Source organism: Corynebacterium confusum (genome assembly GCF_030408715.1).
Taxonomy (GTDB): Bacteria; Actinomycetota; Actinomycetes; order Mycobacteriales; family Mycobacteriaceae; genus Corynebacterium; species Corynebacterium confusum.
The window spans coordinates 112,061-131,038 of the sequence record NZ_CP047202.1; the positions used below are offsets into that span (position 1 = coordinate 112,061).

Here is an 18,978-nt window from a genome sequence, read left to right on the forward strand (position 1 = left end):
TGGCCTTATACTGTTGCCATGGAAGTAGGCGCGGGAACCTGGGCACTGCTCGTGGTGGGGGCCGGGGTGGCCGGCTGGATCGACGCGCTCATCGGCGGCGGCGGGCTGGTGCTCATCCCCCTGATCTTGGCGCTGGTTCCCGGCGTGGCCCCGGCCACGGCGCTGGCGACGAATAAGGTGGCGGCGGTCTCGGGCACGGCATCGGCGGCGGTAACCCTGGTGCGCAAGGTGCGGCCGCCGGCGCGGGAGCTGGTGCCGATGGCGGTGCTGGCGGCGGTGGCCTCGGGCGTAGGCGCGCTGATGGCCTCGCTGCTCAACGAGGACGTGATGCGGCCGCTGATCATTGTTCTGCTGCTCGCCGTGGGCACGTTCATTGCCTTCAAGCCGAGTTTCGGCGGCGGCGACAGCGAGGGGATCCACTCTGGCTGGCGGTCCTGGGCGGCGCTTTTAGCGACTGCCGCGGTGGCGTTCTACGACGGCATCTTCGGGCCGGGTACCGGCATGTTTTTGATCATGGCTTTTACCGCCATCTTCTCCCAGAACTTTCTGCGCTCGGCGGCGATGTCGAAGGTGGTCAACACCGCGACGAACCTGGGCGCGCTGGTCGTCTTCATCGTCGGCGGGCACGTGTGGTGGACGCTTGGCATCGTGCTGGCGGTGGCCAATATCGCCGGCGCGCAGCTGGGCGCGCGCACGGTGCTGGGCGGGGGTACGAGGCTTATCCGCTACGCCCTGCTGACCCTCGTGGTGGTCATGAGCTGCTACCTCGCGTGGCAACAGTGGGGCTAGGACGGGTCTTCCGGCCAGGCGTGTTTGGGGTAGCGCCCGCGCATCTCGGCGCGCACCTGCTGGTAGGGGCCGGACCAGAAGCTGGCCAGGTCGTCGGTGACCGCGAGCGGGCGGCTAGCGGGGGAGAGCAGGTGGAACTGGACAGGCAGGCCGGCTATCTCGGGGGAGGAATGCAGCCCGAAGCACTCCTGGAGCTTGACGCGCACGACGGGGCGGCCGCTCGCGTAGTCGATGCGTGGGCGCTTGCCCGAGGGGACCGTGAGACGTTCGGGCGCGGCGGCATCGATGTCGTTGGGCCACGGCAGCAGGCGCTGGAGCGCCGGGTACATGTCGACCTCGCGCGGGGGCTTGCCGCGGACGATGTCGCCGAGCTCCGGGCCCAGCCAGTACTGCGGATCGGCCTTTTGTGGATTCGGCCAGGGATCGCCGAGGCGCGCGTGGAGGAAGGCCAGGCGGTCGAAGAGCCGCTGCGCCTTGTCGGAGAAGTGGAAAATTTCTAAGCCAGTCCGTTCGAGCAGGCGGGTGAGGGCCTCTGCCGCGGCCTCCGGGCTGGGCTGGGTCGGGGTCGAGCTGAGCTCGATCTGCCCGGCCCGGCGGATCTGGCGGGCGCGCAGTTTGCCCTTGACGAAGTCGGTCTCCAGTTCTTCGGTCACGCCGATGATGTTCAGCGCGTCTTCTTCGCTGAGGCGAGCGGCGGCGCGGATGGTGCCGCCCTCGGCGGAGCGGGTCACGACCGCGGTGGCCAGCCACTCGGAACCGTCGAGGCCGAGGTCGTGGGGAAGGCAGGCCCGCGTTCCGGAGGCCAGCAGGTAGGTGTCGTCTTTCACGCGGCGGCTGATCCAGCGGGGGAAGGCCAGCCCGGTGATGGCGCCGGGATCGCTGACGCCGCTGCCAGTGCTCACCAGTTTGGCCAGGCGCTGGGATTCGGACTTAGGGGCGCGCTGGCGGGCGATGTCGCCGCGGGGATCGTCGGCCAGCACGGCGACGGTGGCCGCGGCGGACGGCCCGCATTCGATAAGGGCGCGGCCCAGGCGCGGGTCCAGCGGCAGGCGGACCAGGCGTTTACCCAGCTGGGTCAGGTGGCCACCCCGCAGGGCGCCGAGGGATTCCAGGTGTTCTCGGGCGCGGGCCAGGTGCTGCGGCTGGGGGCTATCGAGCAGCGGGCAGTCGCCCCAGGAGGCCAGCTGCAGGGCGGCCTGGGTCAGATCCGTGGTAAGGATCTCCGGGGTGATGGCCTCGGCCGCGTGCTCGTAGTCGGCGGCGGAATAGGCGCGCACCACGGTGCCCGGGCCCTCGCGGCCGGCGCGGCCGGCGCGCTGGTCCGCGGTGGACTTGGCCGAGCTGATAGTGACCAACCCCGTCATGCCGCGGCTGGCATCCAGCCGGGGCACGCGGGACAGGCCAGAGTCGATGACAGTGCGCACCCCGGGCACGGTCAGGGAGGACTCGGCCAGGGAGGTCGAGACCACGATCCGCGGGGTGGACGAGGGCTGCAGGGCCGCGTCCTGCTGCCGGGCATCCAGCCTCCCGTGCAGGGGGAAGCTGCCGGGCAGGCGGCCGACGACGTGTTCGACCTCGCGAACGCCCGGCACGAAGACCAAGGCGGAGTGCCCGGTGGCGGACACCTGCTCCTGCGCCAGCCGGGCCAGGTGGTCCAGGAATTCCCGGGAGCAGCTGCTGCGGCCGGGGTGCGGGCGGTAGGAGATATCCAGCGGGTAGGTCACCGCCGGGGTGCTGAGCGTTTCGGCTCCTAAGAATTCGGTGAGCTTGTCGCGCTCCAGGGTGGCGGACATGGCTACCAGCCGGAAGTCGTCGCGCAGCTCGGCTAGCTCCAGGCACATGCCCAGGATGAGATCGGTATCCAGCTGGCGCTCGTGGACTTCGTCGATGGCGACGGCGGACACGCCCTCCAGATCCGGATCCCGCAGCAGGCGCTGGAGGAGTACGCCCGGGGTTACGAACTCGACGTGGGTGCCGGGCTGGTGCTCGCCCTTGACGCTGAAGCCGACGGCTTTCGGGGCTCCGGAGAGGTGGCGCAGCCGGCGGGCGGCGGCGCGCACGGCCACGCGGCGGGGCGCGGTGACGATGACCTTGCCCCCGCAGTGGTTGGCCAGGGCGGGCGGGACCAGGGTGGTCTTACCGGTGCCGGGCGGGGCTTGGATGACTAGGCGCCCGGTGGCATCGACTAGCTTGGGCAGGCGGTCAATGACCCCGGCCACGGGCAGGTCGCGGCCGATCCGTGCGATGTCGAACATGTCATCCAAGCTTACGCACGACCCGCCCGGGTAAGCCAAGCACCAGGGAATTGTCCGGCACGTCCTTGTTCGTCATGCTGTCTATTGTGCCAACTATCGCGCCGCTGGTTGTGCCAGACTGGGTGTCATGCTTTTCGAGGTGGAGCGCCCCGCGGCCAAGGTCGCGCCCGGGGTGGCGCACGTTCCGGGCTACTGGTCGACGCCGGAGCAGCACGCGTGGGTGGCGCGGTTTCGGGACCTGGCGCGCCGGGCCAGCGGCGCGCCCTTTGCCATGCAGCGGCCGCAGCTGGCCTCCGGCGGGCGCATGAGCGTGCACATGCTGAACCTGGGGCATTACTTCGACTATGACGGCTACCGCTACGTGGATCGGAAATTCGGCCACACTGTCCCGGCTCTGCCAGGGGCTCTTCGGCAGGCGGCTATCGATGCCGTCTCCCGCGCCGCCGCCCTCGCCGAGGAACTGGCCCCGTGGGCAGAAAGCTACTTGCCGGATATGGCCCTGGTGAACTACTACCCGCCGGGCGCGCAGATGGGCATGCACCAGGATCGCTACGAGTCCACGCGCGCGCCCATCGTCTCCTTTTCCATTGGGGAGGAGGCGCTGTTTCGCATCGGAGGCACGGAAAACCGCAACCGGCCCTGGGAGGAGGTGACGCTGGCCTCCGGGGATCTCATCGTCTTCGGCGGCCCGAAGCGTTTTGCTTTCCACGGGGTGCCCGAGGTTCGCCCCGGCACCGCGCCGGAAGGCTGCGGGCTGGCGCAGGGCCGAATCAATGTCACGGTGCGGCAGGTCTTTTCCGGGTAGGCTGTGCTAGAAACACTTAACCGTTGAACTGAAAGGAAGCCCGACATGGCAAAGATCGGCATCATCATTGGCTCTATCCGCGAAGGTCGCCTGGGCGAAGCCGTCGGCCGCTGGGTCGAGGGTATTGCCCGCGACCGTGCCGAGCAGGGCGTGGACTACGGGCTCATCGACCTGGCCGCCTTCAATGTCCCGCTGCTGACCGCCGCCACCGTCCCGGGCGCGGCCAACAAGCAGTACGACGACGCCAACGTGCAGGCGTGGTCCAAGGCTATCGATGCCTGCGATGCCTTCGTCTTCGTCACCCCGGAGTACAACCACTCCGTGCCGGGCGCCTTCAAGAACGCCTACGACTCCCTGGGCGCGGAGTGGGCCGGCAAGCCGGTCGCCTTCGTCGGCTACGGCGCCTCCGGCGCCATCCGCGCGGTCGAGGCCTGGCGCCTGGTGGTCAGCAACTTCCAGATGGCCCAGCTGCGCAACCAGCTGGAGGTCTCCATCTTCTCCGACTTCACCTACGGCGAGTTCACCCCGGACGAGGACAAGACCAAGCGCATGGACAACATCCTGGCCGAGCTGGAGGATGCGCTGGGTAAATAACACCCCCAGCGGAGTACTGCTTCGTTTTTAGAAAGCCTAAATATAGGCTTTGTTGATGTATCAAAGGGTGCGGATTCACCCCCAGCACGAGAAAGCCGCTGGCAGCCGCGCTGCGGGGTGCCTGACTGCTTGTTACGGTGGCTGCGGTCGGCGATGTCCACGGCATTCGCTGGCCCAGGACACCGTTATTTTTTTGAGTAGAAAGGACTTTCCGTGATCTTCCCGTTCAACCCTAAGAAGGGCATCGCCAGCGCGCTGGCTGCCGCAATGGTGACCACCGGCGCTGCTGCCCCGGCAGCGCAGGCCAACGAGCTGGATTCCAACATCCAGGGCCCGTTGGTGCTGGCCGAAGCGATGTACTACGACGCCGGGGAGGACGAGATCCGGCTCGATGAAGGCAAGATCGATCACGACCGCGTCACCGCCGAAGAGGTTGATCAGGTAGAGGCTGGCCTGGCGGATCTGACCGACGAGCAGATCGACCAGGTGCTGATCGACAACGGCTACGAGCCGGACGAGATGCGCGACTCGGATAGCGACAACTCCGGGGTCTCCTTCCGGATCGCGCCCGCCATCATCTGGGGAGGCGTGGCCATCTTGGGTATTCTCACCGGTGGCGGATTGATTTTCTACTCGATGTACACTACCCATGCAGAAAAGCAGAACCTGATTAACCAGTGCTACCAGAACGGCGGCAGCCCGGTGGTTGACAGCCGCGATTCCGCCGGCGTGGAGGGTACCACCGATTCCGGAGCAGCTAAGAATGAAGGAGGCTACCGCTTCGAATGCCAGAAGTAGAAACGACTCGAGACGCCCCCATGGTGGTTGCCGCGATCGTCGTGGTGGGACTGTTCCTGCTGCTGCTGCTGTACTTGGGCCTAAGCCGCTACTACAACGCGCAGGAGCTGGACTCCCTCGTGGAGGGCGCCGAGGCTAACGGGCAGAGCTATTCCGTGGAGATTCATAACGGGCTGACCGGTAGTTATTCCTTCCGCGCCCACTAGCCGGCGATGTCCTTGAGTGCCGTGAGATGTTTCTGAAAGGCAGCGCGACCACGCGCGGTGAGGCTTACCCACACGGTGTCCTTGCCGCGCGTGGAGCCGTATTCGCGGAAGCGGCTGACGTATTCTGCCTCCTGTAGGGTGCTGAGCTGCTTGGAGAGCGTGGACGGGCTTAAGCCCACCTCCCGGGCAAGCGAGGAAAACTCCATCTCTTGCTTGACTGCTCCCTCGGTCGCGCCGTAGGCGTTGAGTACGGCGCAGATTTTAAACCGGTTGAGCGGGTGGATGACCGGATCGAGCTGGCCGTTCATGAATGATTCCGCTCCCGGGAGCTGAGATCTAAAGCACCACTACCCAGGGCCCACCACACGCTGGCAAAGGCTAGGAAGCCAAGGGGCAGCACTGCCCAGGCCGGCAGGTCATGGGCGAAGATGAAAGCGGACATCGGCCAGTAGAGGCAGAAAAATCCCAGCCAGTAGCGCTTGTCCGCGGAGGGCGCGGCGAAGGGATCCTGGCGGTAAGACTGACGCACCCGCGGGTAGTGCCGGGGCATGAGGAAGGCGGCGACGAGGATAACGGCAGCGACGATGAGGAGCGCCCACCAAGGGCGGGACTTAAACGCCATGAGCAAGAAAGCCGCCAGGTAGGTCAACGCCAGGCAAAAAGCGATCCAGGGTGGGAGCAGGGCGGTATGTTTCTTTGCGAGGGATTCGTTAAAGGACAGAGCCTCGGTGGCCTGCTTCTTCTCATTGTTTTCCATAGTGGAAAGTATGACACTTTCCGTACCGGAAAGCAAGGGCTTTGCTACACTGCGGGACATGGCTAATCATGACGGCGGCAACAAGAAAGTAGCAATCGTGACGGGAGCCTCTTCCGGGATTGGCGCCGCGAGCGCGCGGGCGCTGGCCGCCGACGGCTGGCACGTGATCGTGGCGGCGCGGCGCAAGGACCGGCTAGACGCCCTCGCGGAAGAAATCGGCGGCACCGCCATTGAGCTGGACGTTGCCAGCCAGGAGTCTGTGGACGCGCTCGCCGCCCAGGTGGACCAGGTGGACCTGTTGGTCAATAACGCCGGCGGCGCCAAGGGCTTGGAGCCTCTAGTCGACACCAAGATAGAGGATTGGCAGTGGATGTATGACGTGAACGTGCTGGGCACGGTACGCATGCTGCAAGCGCTGGTGCCGAAACTGGAACAAGCCCCGGATAACTCGGGGCTTGTCATCAACATGGGTTCGGTGGCTGGCTGGGGCGTCTACGAAGGCGGCTCCGGCTACAACAGCGCCAAGCACGGCGTGCGGGTGATCTCCCGGGCGCTGCGACTGGAAAACCACAACATTCGCATCACGGAGATCGACCCGGGCCGCGTGGCCACCGATTTCTCGCTCGTCCGCTTCAGCGGCGACGAGGAGCGCGCCGCTAAGGTCTACGACGGCCAGCTCAACCTCGCCGCCGAGGACATCGCGGAGGCGGTGCGCTGGGTGGCGTCCCTGCCCGCCCACGTCAACATCGACGTAATGACGGTCAAGCCGCGCACCCAGAGCTAGGAACTTACAGCCTACTTCTGCAGACCGAACTGGCCGGAAACGGCCGGGGTTAGGTTCTGGTAGACGTGCTTTTGCTCCTGGTACTCTTCCAGACCCGTCGGGCCCAGCTCGCGGCCGTTGCCGGACTGCTTGTAGCCGCCCCACTCGGCCTGCGGCAGGTACGGGTGGAAGTCGTTGATCCAGATGGTGCCGTGGCGCAGGCCGCGGGCGACCTGCTCGGCCTTGCCCGCATCCGTGGTCCATACCGCGCCGGCCAGGCCGTACTCAGTGTCGTTGGCGATCTCGATGGCCTCTTCCTGCGTGGTGAAGGTTTCTACCGTCACGGTCGGGCCGAAGGCCTCGTCGTGGACGCAGTCCATCTCCCGGGTGGTGTCATCGATGATGGTCGGCAGGTAGTAGATGCCGGCGCCCAGGTCCGTGTTGCCGGTGCCGTGCTGGCCGTTGGTGTCCTCGCTGGTGGCCGCGCGGCCGCCGGTGAGGATGGAGGCGCCCTGCTCGCGGGCGTGGTCCACGTACTTGGCAATCTTCTCGCGGTGCTCAGCGGAGATCAGCGGGCCGGTCTCGGCCTTGTCGTCCGTCGGGCCGCCGATCTTGATGTTGTTGGTGCGCTCGACCAGAGCCTCGATGAACTTGTCGTGGATGGATTCCTCCACGATCAGGCGGGAGCCCGCGGAGCAGACCTGGCCGGAGTGGAAGAACGCGGCGTTGAGGGCGTTGTCCACGGCGGCGTCGAAGTCCGCGTCGGCGAAGACGACGTTTGGGTTCTTGCCACCCAGCTCCAGCGCGGTGCGCTTGACGGTCTCCGCGGCGTTCTTGGCGATCAGCTTGCCGGTGACCAGGCCGCCGGTGAAGGAGACCATGTCCACGTCCGGGTGCTGGGACAGCGGGTTACCGCAGTTGGCGCCGGCGCCGGTGATGAGGTTGGCCACGCCGTCCGGCAGGCCGGCATCGCGCAGCACGGCCATGAGCAGCATGGCGGTGTGCGGGGTCAGCTCCGCCTGCTTGAGGACGAAGGTGTTACCAGCGGCAATGGCCGGGGCGACCTTCCAGGACACCTGCAGCAGCGGGTAGTTCCACGGGGTGATCAGGCCACAGACACCGACCGGCTCGGCGTCGATGCGGGAGCGCACGTTCGGGTCCGCCGGGTCGACCACGCGTCCGACCTGGTGGGAAGCCAGGGTGCCGAAGTAATCGAAGGCGCCGGCGATGTCTTCCATGTCGCCTATGGACTCTTCCAGGCGCTTGCCGGTGTCGGCGGATTCCGCTTTGGCGAAAAGCTCCTGGCTGTCGCGGATGGCCTGGGCCACGCGCAGCAGCAGCTTGCCGCGCTTAATGGCCGGGACGGAGGACCAGGTGCCGGCATCGAAGGTGCGGCGGGCGACCTTAATAGCACGGATTGTGTCCTCGTCGGTGGCTTCGGAGACCTCGGCGACGACGGTGCCGTCGGCCGGGCAGGTGATGGTGCGGGTACCGCCCCCAGCAGCGGCCTCCCACTGGCCATCGATGAATAGGGACTTCGGACCGTCGCCCGTGTGGACGCCGGAGAGGAGCTCCGTCGTAGAAGGATCAAACAGTGCGTTCTGGGTGCTCAACAAAGCATCCTTTCTTGTCGGCTCTTTAATAGGCGCCGGCATTCGTATTCAAACAGGGAATTTGTTCGGTTCCGCTTTCCGGTCTACCAGAACTAATTATCCTCGCGCCAGATCCGCTCGGGCTCGGCGCCGTCGGAAACATCGGACTCACCTGGGAGTTCGGACTGCATGTGCAGGAAGGCCAGGTGGCGTTCGTAGAGATCCAGCACGTTGTTGATGAGCTGGTTCTCGCTGTAGCCGTAGACGTCGTAGCCCAAAGAACCGGTGAGATCGTAGACCTCGAGGCGGAAGTATTCCTTCTGATCACCGGCCAGGAACTCGGGGCACTCGGAGGCCACGGGGAAGAGCTGGTAGCGGAACTTGCGCTCGTTGTGCAGCGTGACCTGCAGGTCCAGCTGGGGCAGTTCCAGGTCGGGCAGCTCGCTGGTCAGCAGGATGGCGTCGTAGCCGCGCTGGCGCATCTGGACCGCGACCTTTTCCAGGGCGAACTCGGCGGTATCCCGCATATAGGTGTCCATGTCCTGCTTGGTCGGGTAGGCATTGGCGCGATCCAGGCGCTGCTTCCAGCTGTTGTCGTCTGCGGCGATCCGGTCGGTGCGGCCGGAGATGACGCCGTGGAGCGCGGTGGTGCGCGCCTCCCTCTGCACGTTTTCCAGGCGCAGCGACTTCCACAGGGAGAACATCACCAGGTAGATGACCACGGCGAAGGGCAGGCCCATGACCACAGTAGCGGACTGCACCGTGGCGATGCCGTCGATCTGCAGCAGGGCCAGGGTCAGCAGGCCCACGGCGATCGACCAGAAGATGCGCAGCCAGCGGGTGCCGTCCTGGCGGCTGTCGGTGATCTTCGAGGTGAAGTTCGACATCACCAGCGCGCCGGAGTCGGCCGAGGTGATATAAAGCAGCAGGCCGATGCCCGTGGTCAGCAGGATGATGAAGCCCGAGGCCGGGAACTCCTGCAGCATGTCGTAGAAGCCCTGCTCCGGGATGTTGACCGCGTTCTCGGTGAATTCGGGGTAATCACCCGAGCGCACCATGTCCAGGGCGGTGTTGCCGAAGAAGGACATCCACATCAGGATGAACAGGAACGGGAAGGTCAGGGTGCCGAAGATGAACTGGCGCAGGGTGCGCCCGCGGGAGATGCGCGCCAGGAACAGGCCTACGAAGGTAGCCCAGGCGATCCACCAGGCCCAGAAGAACAGGGTCCAGGACTGCATCCACTCGGAGGTGGCGGCCGGATCATCCGTGAAGGCCATGGTGTCCATGGTCCAGGACGGGAACTTGGAGACGTAGTCGCCCACGTTCATCACGATGGCGTCGAAGAGGTAGGCCGTCTTGCCGAAGACCACGATGTAGATCATTAGTGCGATGGCCAGGAAGACGTTGAGCTCCGACAGGAAGCGGATGCCCTTGTCCACGCCGGAGACTGCGGACAGGGTAGCGATGGCAATCGCGATGATGATGAGGGCGGACTGCAGGCCGAGGCCCTGGTCGATATCGAAGATGAGGTGGATGCCGTAGGACAGCTGCACCACGCCGATACCCAGGGAGGCGGTCACGCCGAAGACGGTGCCCAGCATGGCGGCGACATCGACGGCATCGCCGACTGGGCCGTGGATGCGCTTGCCGATGAGCGGGTACAGCGCGGAGCGGATGGCCAGCGGCATGTTCAGGCGGTAGGCGAAGTAGCCGAAGGCCATGCCCATCAGGGCGTAGAGCGCCCAGCCGGTCAGGCCGTAGTGGAACATGGCGTAGACGACGGCCTCCTTGGCCGCCTCCATGGTCTCCGGATCGCCAGTGGGCGGGGCCAGGTACATGGTCACCGGCTCGGCCACGGCGAAGAACATCAGGTCGACGCCGATACCGGCGGCAAAAAGCATGGAAGCCCACGCGAAGGTGTTGAACTTCGGGCGCGAGTGATCCGGGCCCATGCGGATATTGCCGGAACTGGAAATCGCGATGTAGAGGACGAAAACGACCGCGATGGTCGCGGTCAGGATGTAGAACCAGCCGAGGTTGGTGCTGATCCAGCCGGTAACGCTGGCCAGCGTGTTGGCGGCGTGTTCGCGGCCCAAACCGGCGTAGAGCGCCATCGCGATGATCAGCACACTGGAGACGATGAAGACGGGCCAGTTCGTCTTGGGCGGCTCGACCTTGTCGGCGCCGACATCGGAGCCGGTCTCCGCCTTGTAGCTGCCTACCAGGGCGCGAACCTGGTAGCGCGATCGACGTCTGGTGCGCGCCTTACCTTCTGAAGAAGGTTCGGCGTTGGCAGGTTGGGGCGATTCAGGATCATGTGGATCGAAATTCGCCATGGATCACTCCTCTGAAGTTGTTAGCGCCCTGGCCGCGCCGAAGCCCAAACGGACATAGACGGGCTTAAGGCTAAACGCTCAAACATATTTGATTCATATATTCGAAACGGCGCAAAAACCCGAGCACATTTAGGGTGGGAAGGGACAAAGACACTATCGAAAATACCTGTATGGAACACGTCAAACTTATCTTATTCTGGGCAAATTGCAAGCTTCTCAGGTAGGCTCGTTATGTAAGTAGGAGCGGAGTAATGCGTATTTGTCCATGCACTGATTGCATAATATGCATTTCTGAACACCGCGAAGAAAGGAAGTGCTTTCCGTATGGGTCTATTAGACAAGGTGACTAAGAATAACTCGAAGAAGGTAACTGACGAAGTAAGCGACGTGGTTGTTGTCGGCGGCGGCTCCGCCGGCTCCGTGGTCGCTGCTCGACTGACTGAAGATCCCGAAACCCGCGTGTTGGTCCTGGAAGCCGGCCGCAACGACTCCCTGTGGGACCTGTTCGTTCACATGCCGTCGGCGTTCTCTTTCCCGATCGGCGCCAAGCAATACGACTGGATGTACGAGTCTGAGCCGGAACCGGAGATGAACGGCCGCCGCGTCTACCACGCCCGCGGCAAGCTGCTGGGCGGTTCCTCGTCCATCAACGGCATGATTTTCCAGCGCGGTAACCCCATGGACTACGAGAAGTGGGCTGACAACCCGGGCATGGAGCACTGGGACTTCGCCCACTGCCTGCCGTACTTTAAGAAGATGGAGACCGCCACCGGCGCCGACCCGGACGATCCGCGCCGCGGCCACAACGGCCCGCTCTACCTGTCCCGCGGTCCGGCCACCAACCCGCTATTCCAGGCCCTGTTCAAGTCCGTCCAGCAGGCGGGCTACAACCTGACCAACGACGTCAATGGCTACCGCCAGGAGGGCTTCGCGCCGTTCGACCGCAACATCCGCCACGGCAAGCGCTGGTCCGCGGCCCGGGCCTACCTGCACCCGAACAAGCAGCGTAAGAACCTGGAGATCCGCACCCACGCCTTCACCACCAAGGTCCTCTTCGACGGCCAGAAGGCCATCGGCGTGGAATACGAGTGGGAAGGCGGCGTCCACCGCGTCTACGCCAAGAAGATCGTGCTGTCCGCCGGCGCCATCAACACCCCGCAGTTGCTGCAGGTCTCCGGCATCGGCGACCGCGAGCTGCTGGAGTCCCACGGCATCGAGGTCGTCAAGCACCTGCCGGGCGTGGGCGAGAACCTGCAGGACCACCTTGAGGTCTACATCCAGTACGAGCTGACCAATAACACGGATTCCTCCCAGCCGTACCTGGACAAGTGGCGCTGGCCGTTCATGGGCCTAGAGTGGCTGCTGACCAAGAAGGGCCCGGTGGGCACCTCCCACTTCGAGGCCGGCGGCTTTGTGCGCTCCAACGACAAGGAAGCGTACCCGAACCTGATGTTCCACTTCCTGCCGATGGCAGTGCGCTACGACGGCCAGAAGGCCGACGTCAAGCACGGCTTCCAGTGGCACGTGGGCCCGATGTTCTCGGACACCAAGGGCTACGTGCGCATCAAGAGCGCCGACATCCACGAGAAGCCGGAGATCCTGTTCAACTACCTGCGCACCGATCAGGACCGCCGCGAGTGGGTCGAGGCCGTGCGCGTGGCCCGCTCCCTGCTGGACACCAAGGCCATGGAGGAGGTCGGCGCCCGTGAGTTTAGCCCGGGCCCTGACGTCCAGAGCGACGAGGACATCCTGGAGTGGGTCCGCAACGACGGCGAGACCGCGCTGCACCCGTCTTGCACCACCAAGATGGGCTCCAAGGACGACGAGATGGCTGTCGTCGACCCGGAGACCATGCAGGTCTGGGGCATCGAAGGCCTCTACATCGCCGACGCCGGTGTCTTCCCGAACGTCACCAACGGCAACATCTACGCCCCGACCATGATGGTGGGCGAGAAGGCCGCCGACCTGATTGCCGGCCGCACCCCGCTGGAGCCGGAGTACACCTCCTGGTACAAGGCCGGCGAGGACATGCCGCTCTACGCCGAGGGCGAGAAGGTCCGTGACCACAAGGACGCCATCGAGGGCGCCTGGTAAGCCCACGGAAAACGCTCCGCTACACTAAAACCGTCACCTGCCACCCCGGCAGCGTGGCGGTTTTTCAATGACTGCCCCCTTAAATGTCGGAAGGTGGAAACCCCATGAGCATGGCCTCCCTGCTGACGCTCATCGGCGTGTGGATAGTCCTGCTGGTAACCCCGGGCCCGGACGTGGTGCAGGTGATCCGCACCGCGCCGCGCTCGCGCCGGGCGGGCCTTTTGTGCGCGGCCGGGATCGCCACCGGCACGGGCGTGTGGCTGGCGGCCTCCCTGGCGGGCCTGTCCGCGCTGATTGCCGCCCGCCCGGAGCTGCTCAGCGGTTTGCAGGTTATCGGTGGCGGGGTGCTTATCTACATGGGGCTTAGCTCCCTGCGCGGCGGGCTGCGCACGAGCCAGCCCGAGGCCGCGCAGCCCGAGCGCGTCCAGGGGGTACTCACTGCCGGCAAGGCCTATCGCCTGGGGCTGATGACCAACCTGTCCAACCCGAAGGCCCTGGTATTTTTCGGCGCCGTCTTCGCCCAGTTCCTTTCCCCGGGGATGTCCGCGCTGTGGACCGTGGCGGTCGGCCTCATCCTCTTGGCCATCTCTTTCGCCTGGTTCGGCGGCTTTTCCCTCGTCGTGCGCACCGCCGCGCGCTGGTTGGCCCGGCATGGCAACTGGCTGGACATCGTCGCCGGCATGATCTTCACCATCTTCGGGCTTGTCATGCTGGTGGAAGGGGTCATGGGCCTGGTTAATTAGCCCAGTAAACAAACCTGTTTCCCACTAGGTGGTATGGCGCGTACCTTCGGTGGCAATATCAACTCCGCCGTTTGTGGAGCCAAAGAGAGCTCATCCAAGGTCCCGATTTGCGGTCGGGGCCTTGAAATCGTTTCTACAGGAGGTGCGCGTGTCTTTAGTCTCTTTGCTCACGCTGATGGGGGTGTGGCTGGTGGCCATGGCCTCGCCGGGGCCCGACGTCATCCAGATCATCCGGCTGGGGTCCCGCTCCACCCGGGCGGGGCTGTGGGCGGCCTTGGGCAGCTCCACCGGCTTGCTGCTCTGGGTGGTGGCCTCGCTGGCGGGCCTGTCCGCCCTGATCGACTCGCACCCGGGGATTCTCATCACGCTCCAGCTGCTGGGCGGGACCTACCTGCTGTGGATGGCCTACAGCGCCATCAAGTCCGGGCTGGCGCAGCGCCGCGTGCCCGCCCGCGTGGTGCAGACGGAGACCTTCCAAGAGCGCAACCCGGACTCGGCGCCGCGGGTGTGGATCACCGCCGGCAAGGCCTACCGGCTGGGTTTTATCTGCGATCTGTCGAACCCGAAGGTCGTCATCTTTTTTGGCGCGGTCTTCTCGAATTTCTTGGAGCCGGGCATGAGCCTGGGTTGGTCGGTGCTGCTGGTGGTGCTGTTGGTGGGCGAGTCCCTGGCGCTTTTCGGCGCCGTCGCGCTGACCGTGCGGGCGTTTTCGCGCTGGATGTCGCGCCACTCCTCGTGGGTGGATCTCTTTTCCGGGGTGGTCTTCCTGCTGCTGGCCGGGTTTATCCTCTACGAAGGTGTGCGCGGGGCAATCGGGGTAGCCTAAAGGCATGATTTTCACGACGACGAACACAGTAGAAGGCCGCGAGATCGACACGTACCTGCGCGTCATCGCCGGCGAGACCGTTTCCGGCATCAATTTCTTGAAGGACTTCGGCGCGGGCATCCGCAACATCACCGGCGGGCGCTCCGCCGGCTACGAGGAAGAGGCCGTGCGGGCGCGCGAGTCCGCCCTGAATGAGCTGTGGAACCGCGGCCAGGAGCTGGGTGCGGACGCGGTGATCGGCATTGCCTTCGACTACACGGTGCTGGGCACGTCCAACAACATGCTGATGGTCACGGCCTCGGGCACCGCGGTGACGCTGAAACCCCAGCGGTAGACTGGTCCGCATGGCGGAAATTCTAGTGCCCATTGCGGGCGAGTCCATCAAGATTGGCCAGTTCCTCAAGCTCGCCAGCGCGGTGGCCACCGGCGGCGAGGCCAAGGAGCTCATCGCCGCCGGCGAGGTCACCGTTAACGGTTCGGTGTGCCAGACGCGTGGCGAGAAGATCGTGCCCGGCGATCAGGTGCAGGTAGCCGACACCGTCTTCGTGGTGAGCCAGGCCGACGACGCGGACGACGACTTTTTCGACGAGGCCACGGCCGATGATGATTTTGACCCCGAGAAGTGGAGGAACCTGTAGATGCCAGCATTCGAGGCCGAGGTAGGTCTGCCCTTCTGGATCGACTTGACCACCGCAGACCAGCCGTCCTCGGCGGAGTTTTACCGAGCCGTGCTGGGCTGGGACATCGAGGGCGAGCCGGGCGGCTACCAGACCGTGACGGTAAAGGGTCTGCCCATCGGCGGGTTTATCCCGCAGCCGGACGGCGCCCAGAATCCGGATACCTGGGTCACGCATTTCCTGTCGGCGGATATCGCGGCCGACTGCGAGCGCGCGGAGCGCCTCGGCGGCAAGGTGATGGCGGATCCGCGCCCCATCGAGCGCGGGCAGATGGCGCTGTTGGTGGATCCCACCGGCGGCCTCTTCGGGCTGATCCAGCCCGCGGCACCCACCAGCTTTACCGCCGGCGGTGAGCCCGGCTGCGCGGTCTGGCACGAGCTGAGCGTCACGCGGGATTTCTCCCCGGCGCTCGACTTCTACGGTGAGCTCTTCGACTGGGAGCTGCGCACCAGCCCGGGCCGCGCAGGGGAGATCGAATACGCCACCGCGGAGGCCGAGGGCGCGGCCTTTGCCGGCTTCTGGAACGCGCAGGGACAGTTCCCGGACCATGTCAATAGCTTCTGGCAGACCTTCCTGGGAGTCGCGGACCTCGACGCCGCGATGGAGCAGGCGCAGGCCCACGGCGGGGAGGTCATCCGGCCCGCCGAAGAGTCCCCGTTCGGCCGCATGTGCCTGCTGGCCGATGCCACCGGAGCGACGGTCACCCTGGTCGAGACCCCGCCGGCGCCGGAGGAAGAGCCGCGCGAGTCCGACGACGTGCTCAACCTCGGCCTCTAAGTGAAAGAGACGGTCCGCAGCGTCTGCGCGGCCATCCCGGCCGGCAACGTCACTTCCTATGGCGAGGTGGGCAAGGTCGCCGGCGTAGGCGCCCGCTACGTCGGCTGGTTTTTGAGCCGGCACGGCGCGCAGCTGCCGTGGTGGCGCGTGGTGCGCGCTGACGGCACCTGCCACGATCCGGACCGCGCGCGGGCCCACTGGCAGGCGGAAGGAATTGCGTTTTCTGCAGGTAGAGTGGATATGCGGCAGTGCGGTATTGCCGCCGAAGAATTACAGTCCATTTGGCAAAGGGGCTAAGTGTTTGTGCGCTGGGTTTTCCTCCTGCTGGCGATTGCCAGCGAGGTGGTCGCCACCTTAGGACTGAAAATCGCCCTGGATCATCCGTGGGTCTACGCGGTGGTGGTGGCCGGCTACGCGGCGGCCTTCGCGCTGCTGCATAGGGTCCTCAAGCTGGGCATGGCCATCGGGGTGGCCTACGGCATGTGGGCCGCCGGCGGGGTAGTGGCCACCGCCGCGCTGTCGGCGGTGCTGTTCGGGGAGACGCTGACCTGGTTGAAGATGACCGGCATGGCGCTCATCGTGGCCGGCGTCGCCTGCGTGGAGATGGGGGCTAGGCCGCGCCTGCAGTCGGCCCCCGCGGAGGTGGATACCGTATGAGCTGGGCGTATATCATCCTCGCGGTGCTCTGCGAGGTCGCCGGCACGATGAGCCTGCGGATGTCCGCGGTGCGCGGCGGGCGCTGGTGGCTGTTGGCCGTCATTGCGGGTTATGTTGCGGCCTATGTCTTTTTGTCCCTGGCCCTGCTGGAAGGAATGGCCCTAGGCGTGGCCTACGGGATCTGGTCCGCGGTAGGGGTGGCGCTGACGGCGGTGCTGTCCTTCCTCTTTTTCAAAGAGCCTTTCACCTGGCTGAAATCCCTGGGCGTGGCGCTGATTATCGGCGGGGTGCTGCTCGTGGAGATGGGGGCTTAAGTAGACGGTGGCACCGGTGGGGTCGTCGCTAGTCTGTTAACTCGCCTAAGCTGGGTGGGTATGAAAGACCTTTACCAGTTTGTCAATGGACCTTGGCTCGACGCACACGTCATCCCGGACGATCGCGGCGTGGACGGTACGTTCCACGGCCTGCGCGATGAGGCCGAGGAGATGGTGCACGAGATCGTGCAAAGCGATGACTCCCGCCCGGGCGCGCTTTACGCCTCCTTCATGGACGTCGACGGCGTCAACGGCGCCGGCCTCGCCCCGCTGGATAAGGACCTAGACCGCCTGGCCGTCGAGGACATGGACGCCCTGGCGGAAGTCCTGGGCCAGCTCGAGCGCGAGGGCGTGGGTGCCCCGGTGACCTTCTGGGTGGAAAAGGATTCCGGCTCCGAGGACGCCGTCCCTTACCTCATCCAGTCGGGCCTGGGCCTGCCGGACGAGGCCTACTACCGCGAGGAGGCGCACGCGGACACCCTGCGCGCCTACACCGAGCACGTGGCGCAGATGCTGGGCTTTTTGGATCCGGCCCGCCTCTTCGGGCTTGGCGCGGAGGTCGCCGCGCAGCGCGTGGTGCAGCTGGAGACCGACATCGCCGCCGGGCACTGGGACGTGGTCGCCACCCGCAACGCGGTGGAGACCTACAACCCGGTTGAGCTGAAGGACGTGCCCCGCGTGGCGCAGACCATCGTGCGCGCCGGGGGAATCAAGGACGGCCGCGTGGTCTCCATGATGCCGTCCTACTTCGACCACCTGGCCGGACTGTTTACCGAGGATCGGATCGCCGACTGGCAGCTGTGGGCCACCTGGCACATCCTGCTCTCCCGCGCCGCCCTGCTGCCGGAGAAGGTGGGGGCGAAGAACTTCGAGTTCTACGGCACCCGCCTGTCCGGGGCTACCCAGCAGCGCGACCGCTGGAAGCGCGCGGTTGGCTTGGCGGAGAGCTTCGTGGGCCAGGAGATCGGCCGTGCCTTCGTGGACAAGCACTTCCCGGTGTCGTCCAAGCGGGAGATGGACGAGCTGGTGGACTACCTCATCGCCGCCTACCGCGAGCGGATTAGCACCCTGGAGTGGATGACCCCGGCCACCCGCGAGCGGGCGCTGGAGAAGCTGGGCCAGTTCAAGGCGAAGATTGGCTACCCGGATACCTGGCGCGACTACGGGGACTTAAGCTTTAGCCCTGCGGGCGCCGACCTGGTGGACAACGCGCGGCGCGGCGCGGCCTTCTCCCACGACTACGAGCTGTCCAAGGTGGGCAAGCCGGCCGACCGCGACGAGTGGGTCACCACCCCGCAGACCGTTAACGCTTTCTACAACCCGGTGGTCAACGACATCACCTTCCCGGCGGCCATCCTGCGTCCGCCGTTCTACAACCCGGAGGCGGACGCCGCGGAGAACTTCGGCGCTATCGGCGCGGTCATCGGCCACGAGATCGGCCACGGCTTCGACGACCAGGGTTCGCAGTACGACGGCCTGGGCAACCTGAACTCCTGGTGGACGGATGAGGACCGCGCCGCGTTTGAAAAGCTCACCACCCAGCTGGTGGAGCAGTTCGACGGCCAGGTGCCCACGGTGCTCAAGGACAACGGGATCGAGTCCTCCGGCGTCAACGGCAAGTTCACCCTGGGGGAGAACATCGGCGACCTGGGCGGGCTGGGCATCGCCGTGGTGGCGTACCAAAACTACTGCCGCGACAAGGGCACTGATCCGCACGAGAACCTCGCCCCCTTCGAGGTCGACGGCGCCGAGCCGGAGCTCTACGAGCAGAACTACTCCGGCCTGCAGCGCCTGTTCCTGGCCTGGGCGCGAGTCTGGCGCACCGCCATCCGCCCGGAGATGGCCACCCAGTACCTGGCCATCGACCCGCACTCCCCGGCGGAGTTCCGCTGTAACCTGATCGCCGCCAACGTCGCGGAGCTCTACGAAGCCTTCGACGTCCCGGCCGATTCCCCGATGTACGTCGCCCCCGAGCAGCGCGTGACCATCTGGTAG

Annotated in this window: 21 protein-coding genes; 16 read left to right on the forward strand and 5 right to left on the reverse strand. The window is 65.6% G+C overall.

Annotated elements, in window-relative coordinates; translation table 11 throughout:
* Nucleotides 1-18: 18 nt before the first annotated feature.
* Nucleotides 19-789, forward strand: coding sequence for a TSUP family transporter (locus tag CCONF_RS00530; protein WP_290224123.1), 771 nt, complete (start codon nucleotides 19-21; stop codon nucleotides 787-789).
* Here the strand turns inward: CCONF_RS00530 and CCONF_RS00535 are convergent.
* Entirely contained in the window at nucleotides 786-3,044 is a 2,259-nt protein-coding gene (locus tag CCONF_RS00535; RefSeq protein WP_290224125.1) for an ATP-dependent RNA helicase, read from the reverse strand. The two genes, CCONF_RS00530 and CCONF_RS00535, sit on opposite strands and share 4 nt — an antisense overlap.
* A 127-nt stretch (nucleotides 3,045-3,171) precedes the next feature.
* Between CCONF_RS00535 and CCONF_RS00540 the strand changes: the two genes are divergently transcribed.
* The 4 genes from CCONF_RS00540 to CCONF_RS00555 all read left to right on the forward strand — a co-directional run bounded on the left by CCONF_RS00540 (nucleotide 3,172) and on the right by CCONF_RS00555 (nucleotide 5,447).
* The gene (locus tag CCONF_RS00540) at nucleotides 3,172-3,849 is read left to right on the forward strand and encodes an alpha-ketoglutarate-dependent dioxygenase AlkB (protein ID WP_290224127.1); all 678 of its coding nucleotides are present in this window, start codon (nucleotides 3,172-3,174) and stop codon (nucleotides 3,847-3,849) included.
* A gap of 45 nt (nucleotides 3,850-3,894) precedes the next feature.
* Nucleotides 3,895-4,443 carry an NADPH-dependent FMN reductase gene (locus CCONF_RS00545; protein ID WP_290224131.1) on the forward strand — a complete coding sequence of 183 codons (549 nt, stop codon included), beginning with the start codon at nucleotides 3,895-3,897 and terminating at the stop codon, nucleotides 4,441-4,443.
* 213 nt (nucleotides 4,444-4,656) lie between these two features.
* A complete protein-coding gene (locus CCONF_RS00550) occupies nucleotides 4,657-5,241 on the forward strand; it encodes a chromosome partitioning protein ParB (RefSeq protein WP_290224133.1) in 585 nt (194 codons plus the stop codon).
* Nucleotides 5,229-5,447 (forward strand): hypothetical protein, encoded by a 219-nt coding sequence (locus CCONF_RS00555; RefSeq protein ID WP_290224136.1) that lies wholly within the window; start codon nucleotides 5,229-5,231, stop codon nucleotides 5,445-5,447. The genes CCONF_RS00550 and CCONF_RS00555 overlap by 13 nt, the downstream gene beginning before the upstream one ends.
* On the opposite strand, the gene CCONF_RS00560 is transcribed toward CCONF_RS00555, so the two are convergent.
* Nucleotides 5,444-5,755 carry a transcriptional regulator gene (locus CCONF_RS00560; RefSeq protein WP_290224138.1) on the reverse strand — a complete coding sequence of 104 codons (312 nt, stop codon included), beginning with the start codon at nucleotides 5,753-5,755 and terminating at the stop codon, nucleotides 5,444-5,446. The two genes, CCONF_RS00555 and CCONF_RS00560, sit on opposite strands and share 4 nt — an antisense overlap.
* Nucleotides 5,752-6,204, reverse strand: a complete 453-nt coding sequence (locus CCONF_RS00565; RefSeq protein WP_290224140.1) for a hypothetical protein — start codon at nucleotides 6,202-6,204, stop codon at nucleotides 5,752-5,754. The genes CCONF_RS00560 and CCONF_RS00565 overlap by 4 nt, the downstream gene beginning before the upstream one ends.
* Nucleotides 6,205-6,262: 58 nt before the next feature.
* On the opposite strand from CCONF_RS00565, the gene CCONF_RS00570 reads away from it, so the two are divergent.
* Nucleotides 6,263-6,988 (forward strand): SDR family oxidoreductase, encoded by a 726-nt coding sequence (locus CCONF_RS00570; protein ID WP_290224142.1) that lies wholly within the window; start codon nucleotides 6,263-6,265, stop codon nucleotides 6,986-6,988.
* Between the two features lie 11 nt (nucleotides 6,989-6,999).
* Here CCONF_RS00570 and CCONF_RS00575 read toward each other — a convergent pair whose 3' ends face one another.
* Together CCONF_RS00575 and betT are read right to left on the reverse strand one after the other, a co-directional pair.
* Nucleotides 7,000-8,580, reverse strand: a complete 1,581-nt coding sequence (locus CCONF_RS00575; RefSeq protein WP_290224144.1) for an aldehyde dehydrogenase family protein — start codon at nucleotides 8,578-8,580, stop codon at nucleotides 7,000-7,002.
* Nucleotides 8,581-8,672: 92 nt separating this feature from the next.
* Nucleotides 8,673-10,895, reverse strand: a complete 2,223-nt coding sequence (gene betT / locus CCONF_RS00580) for a choline BCCT transporter BetT (protein WP_290224146.1) — start codon at nucleotides 10,893-10,895, stop codon at nucleotides 8,673-8,675.
* Nucleotides 10,896-11,219: 324 nt separating this feature from the next.
* On the opposite strand from betT, the gene betA reads away from it, so the two are divergent.
* The 10 genes from betA to CCONF_RS00630 all read left to right on the forward strand — a co-directional run bounded on the left by betA (nucleotide 11,220) and on the right by CCONF_RS00630 (nucleotide 18,978).
* Entirely contained in the window at nucleotides 11,220-12,989 is a 1,770-nt protein-coding gene (gene betA / locus CCONF_RS00585) for a choline dehydrogenase (RefSeq protein ID WP_290224148.1), read from the forward strand.
* 104 nt (nucleotides 12,990-13,093) lie between these two features.
* Nucleotides 13,094-13,732, forward strand: coding sequence for a LysE family translocator (locus CCONF_RS00590; protein ID WP_290224150.1), 639 nt, complete (start codon nucleotides 13,094-13,096; stop codon nucleotides 13,730-13,732).
* Between the two features lie 148 nt (nucleotides 13,733-13,880).
* The gene (locus tag CCONF_RS00595; RefSeq protein ID WP_290224152.1) at nucleotides 13,881-14,558 is read left to right on the forward strand and encodes a LysE family translocator; all 678 of its coding nucleotides are present in this window, start codon (nucleotides 13,881-13,883) and stop codon (nucleotides 14,556-14,558) included.
* A gap of 4 nt (nucleotides 14,559-14,562) precedes the next feature.
* Complete coding sequence (locus CCONF_RS00600) at nucleotides 14,563-14,892, forward strand: YbjQ family protein (RefSeq protein WP_070768555.1); 330 nt, start codon at nucleotides 14,563-14,565, stop codon at nucleotides 14,890-14,892.
* Between the two features lie 10 nt (nucleotides 14,893-14,902).
* Nucleotides 14,903-15,196, forward strand: a complete 294-nt coding sequence (locus CCONF_RS00605) for an RNA-binding S4 domain-containing protein (RefSeq protein ID WP_290224156.1) — start codon at nucleotides 14,903-14,905, stop codon at nucleotides 15,194-15,196.
* Nucleotides 15,197-16,012, forward strand: coding sequence for a VOC family protein (locus CCONF_RS00610; protein WP_290224158.1), 816 nt, complete (start codon nucleotides 15,197-15,199; stop codon nucleotides 16,010-16,012).
* Nucleotides 16,013-16,309 (forward strand): MGMT family protein, encoded by a 297-nt coding sequence (locus tag CCONF_RS00615; protein ID WP_290224161.1) that lies wholly within the window; start codon nucleotides 16,013-16,015, stop codon nucleotides 16,307-16,309.
* 6 nt (nucleotides 16,310-16,315) lie between these two features.
* Nucleotides 16,316-16,669 carry a DMT family transporter gene (locus tag CCONF_RS00620; protein WP_290224163.1) on the forward strand — a complete coding sequence of 118 codons (354 nt, stop codon included), beginning with the start codon at nucleotides 16,316-16,318 and terminating at the stop codon, nucleotides 16,667-16,669.
* Entirely contained in the window at nucleotides 16,666-16,983 is a 318-nt protein-coding gene (locus tag CCONF_RS00625; RefSeq protein ID WP_290224166.1) for a DMT family transporter, read from the forward strand. Before CCONF_RS00620 ends, CCONF_RS00625 begins: the two co-directional genes overlap by 4 nt.
* Before the next feature lie 60 nt (nucleotides 16,984-17,043).
* Nucleotides 17,044-18,978, forward strand: coding sequence for a M13 family metallopeptidase (locus tag CCONF_RS00630; RefSeq protein ID WP_290224169.1), 1,935 nt, complete (start codon nucleotides 17,044-17,046; stop codon nucleotides 18,976-18,978).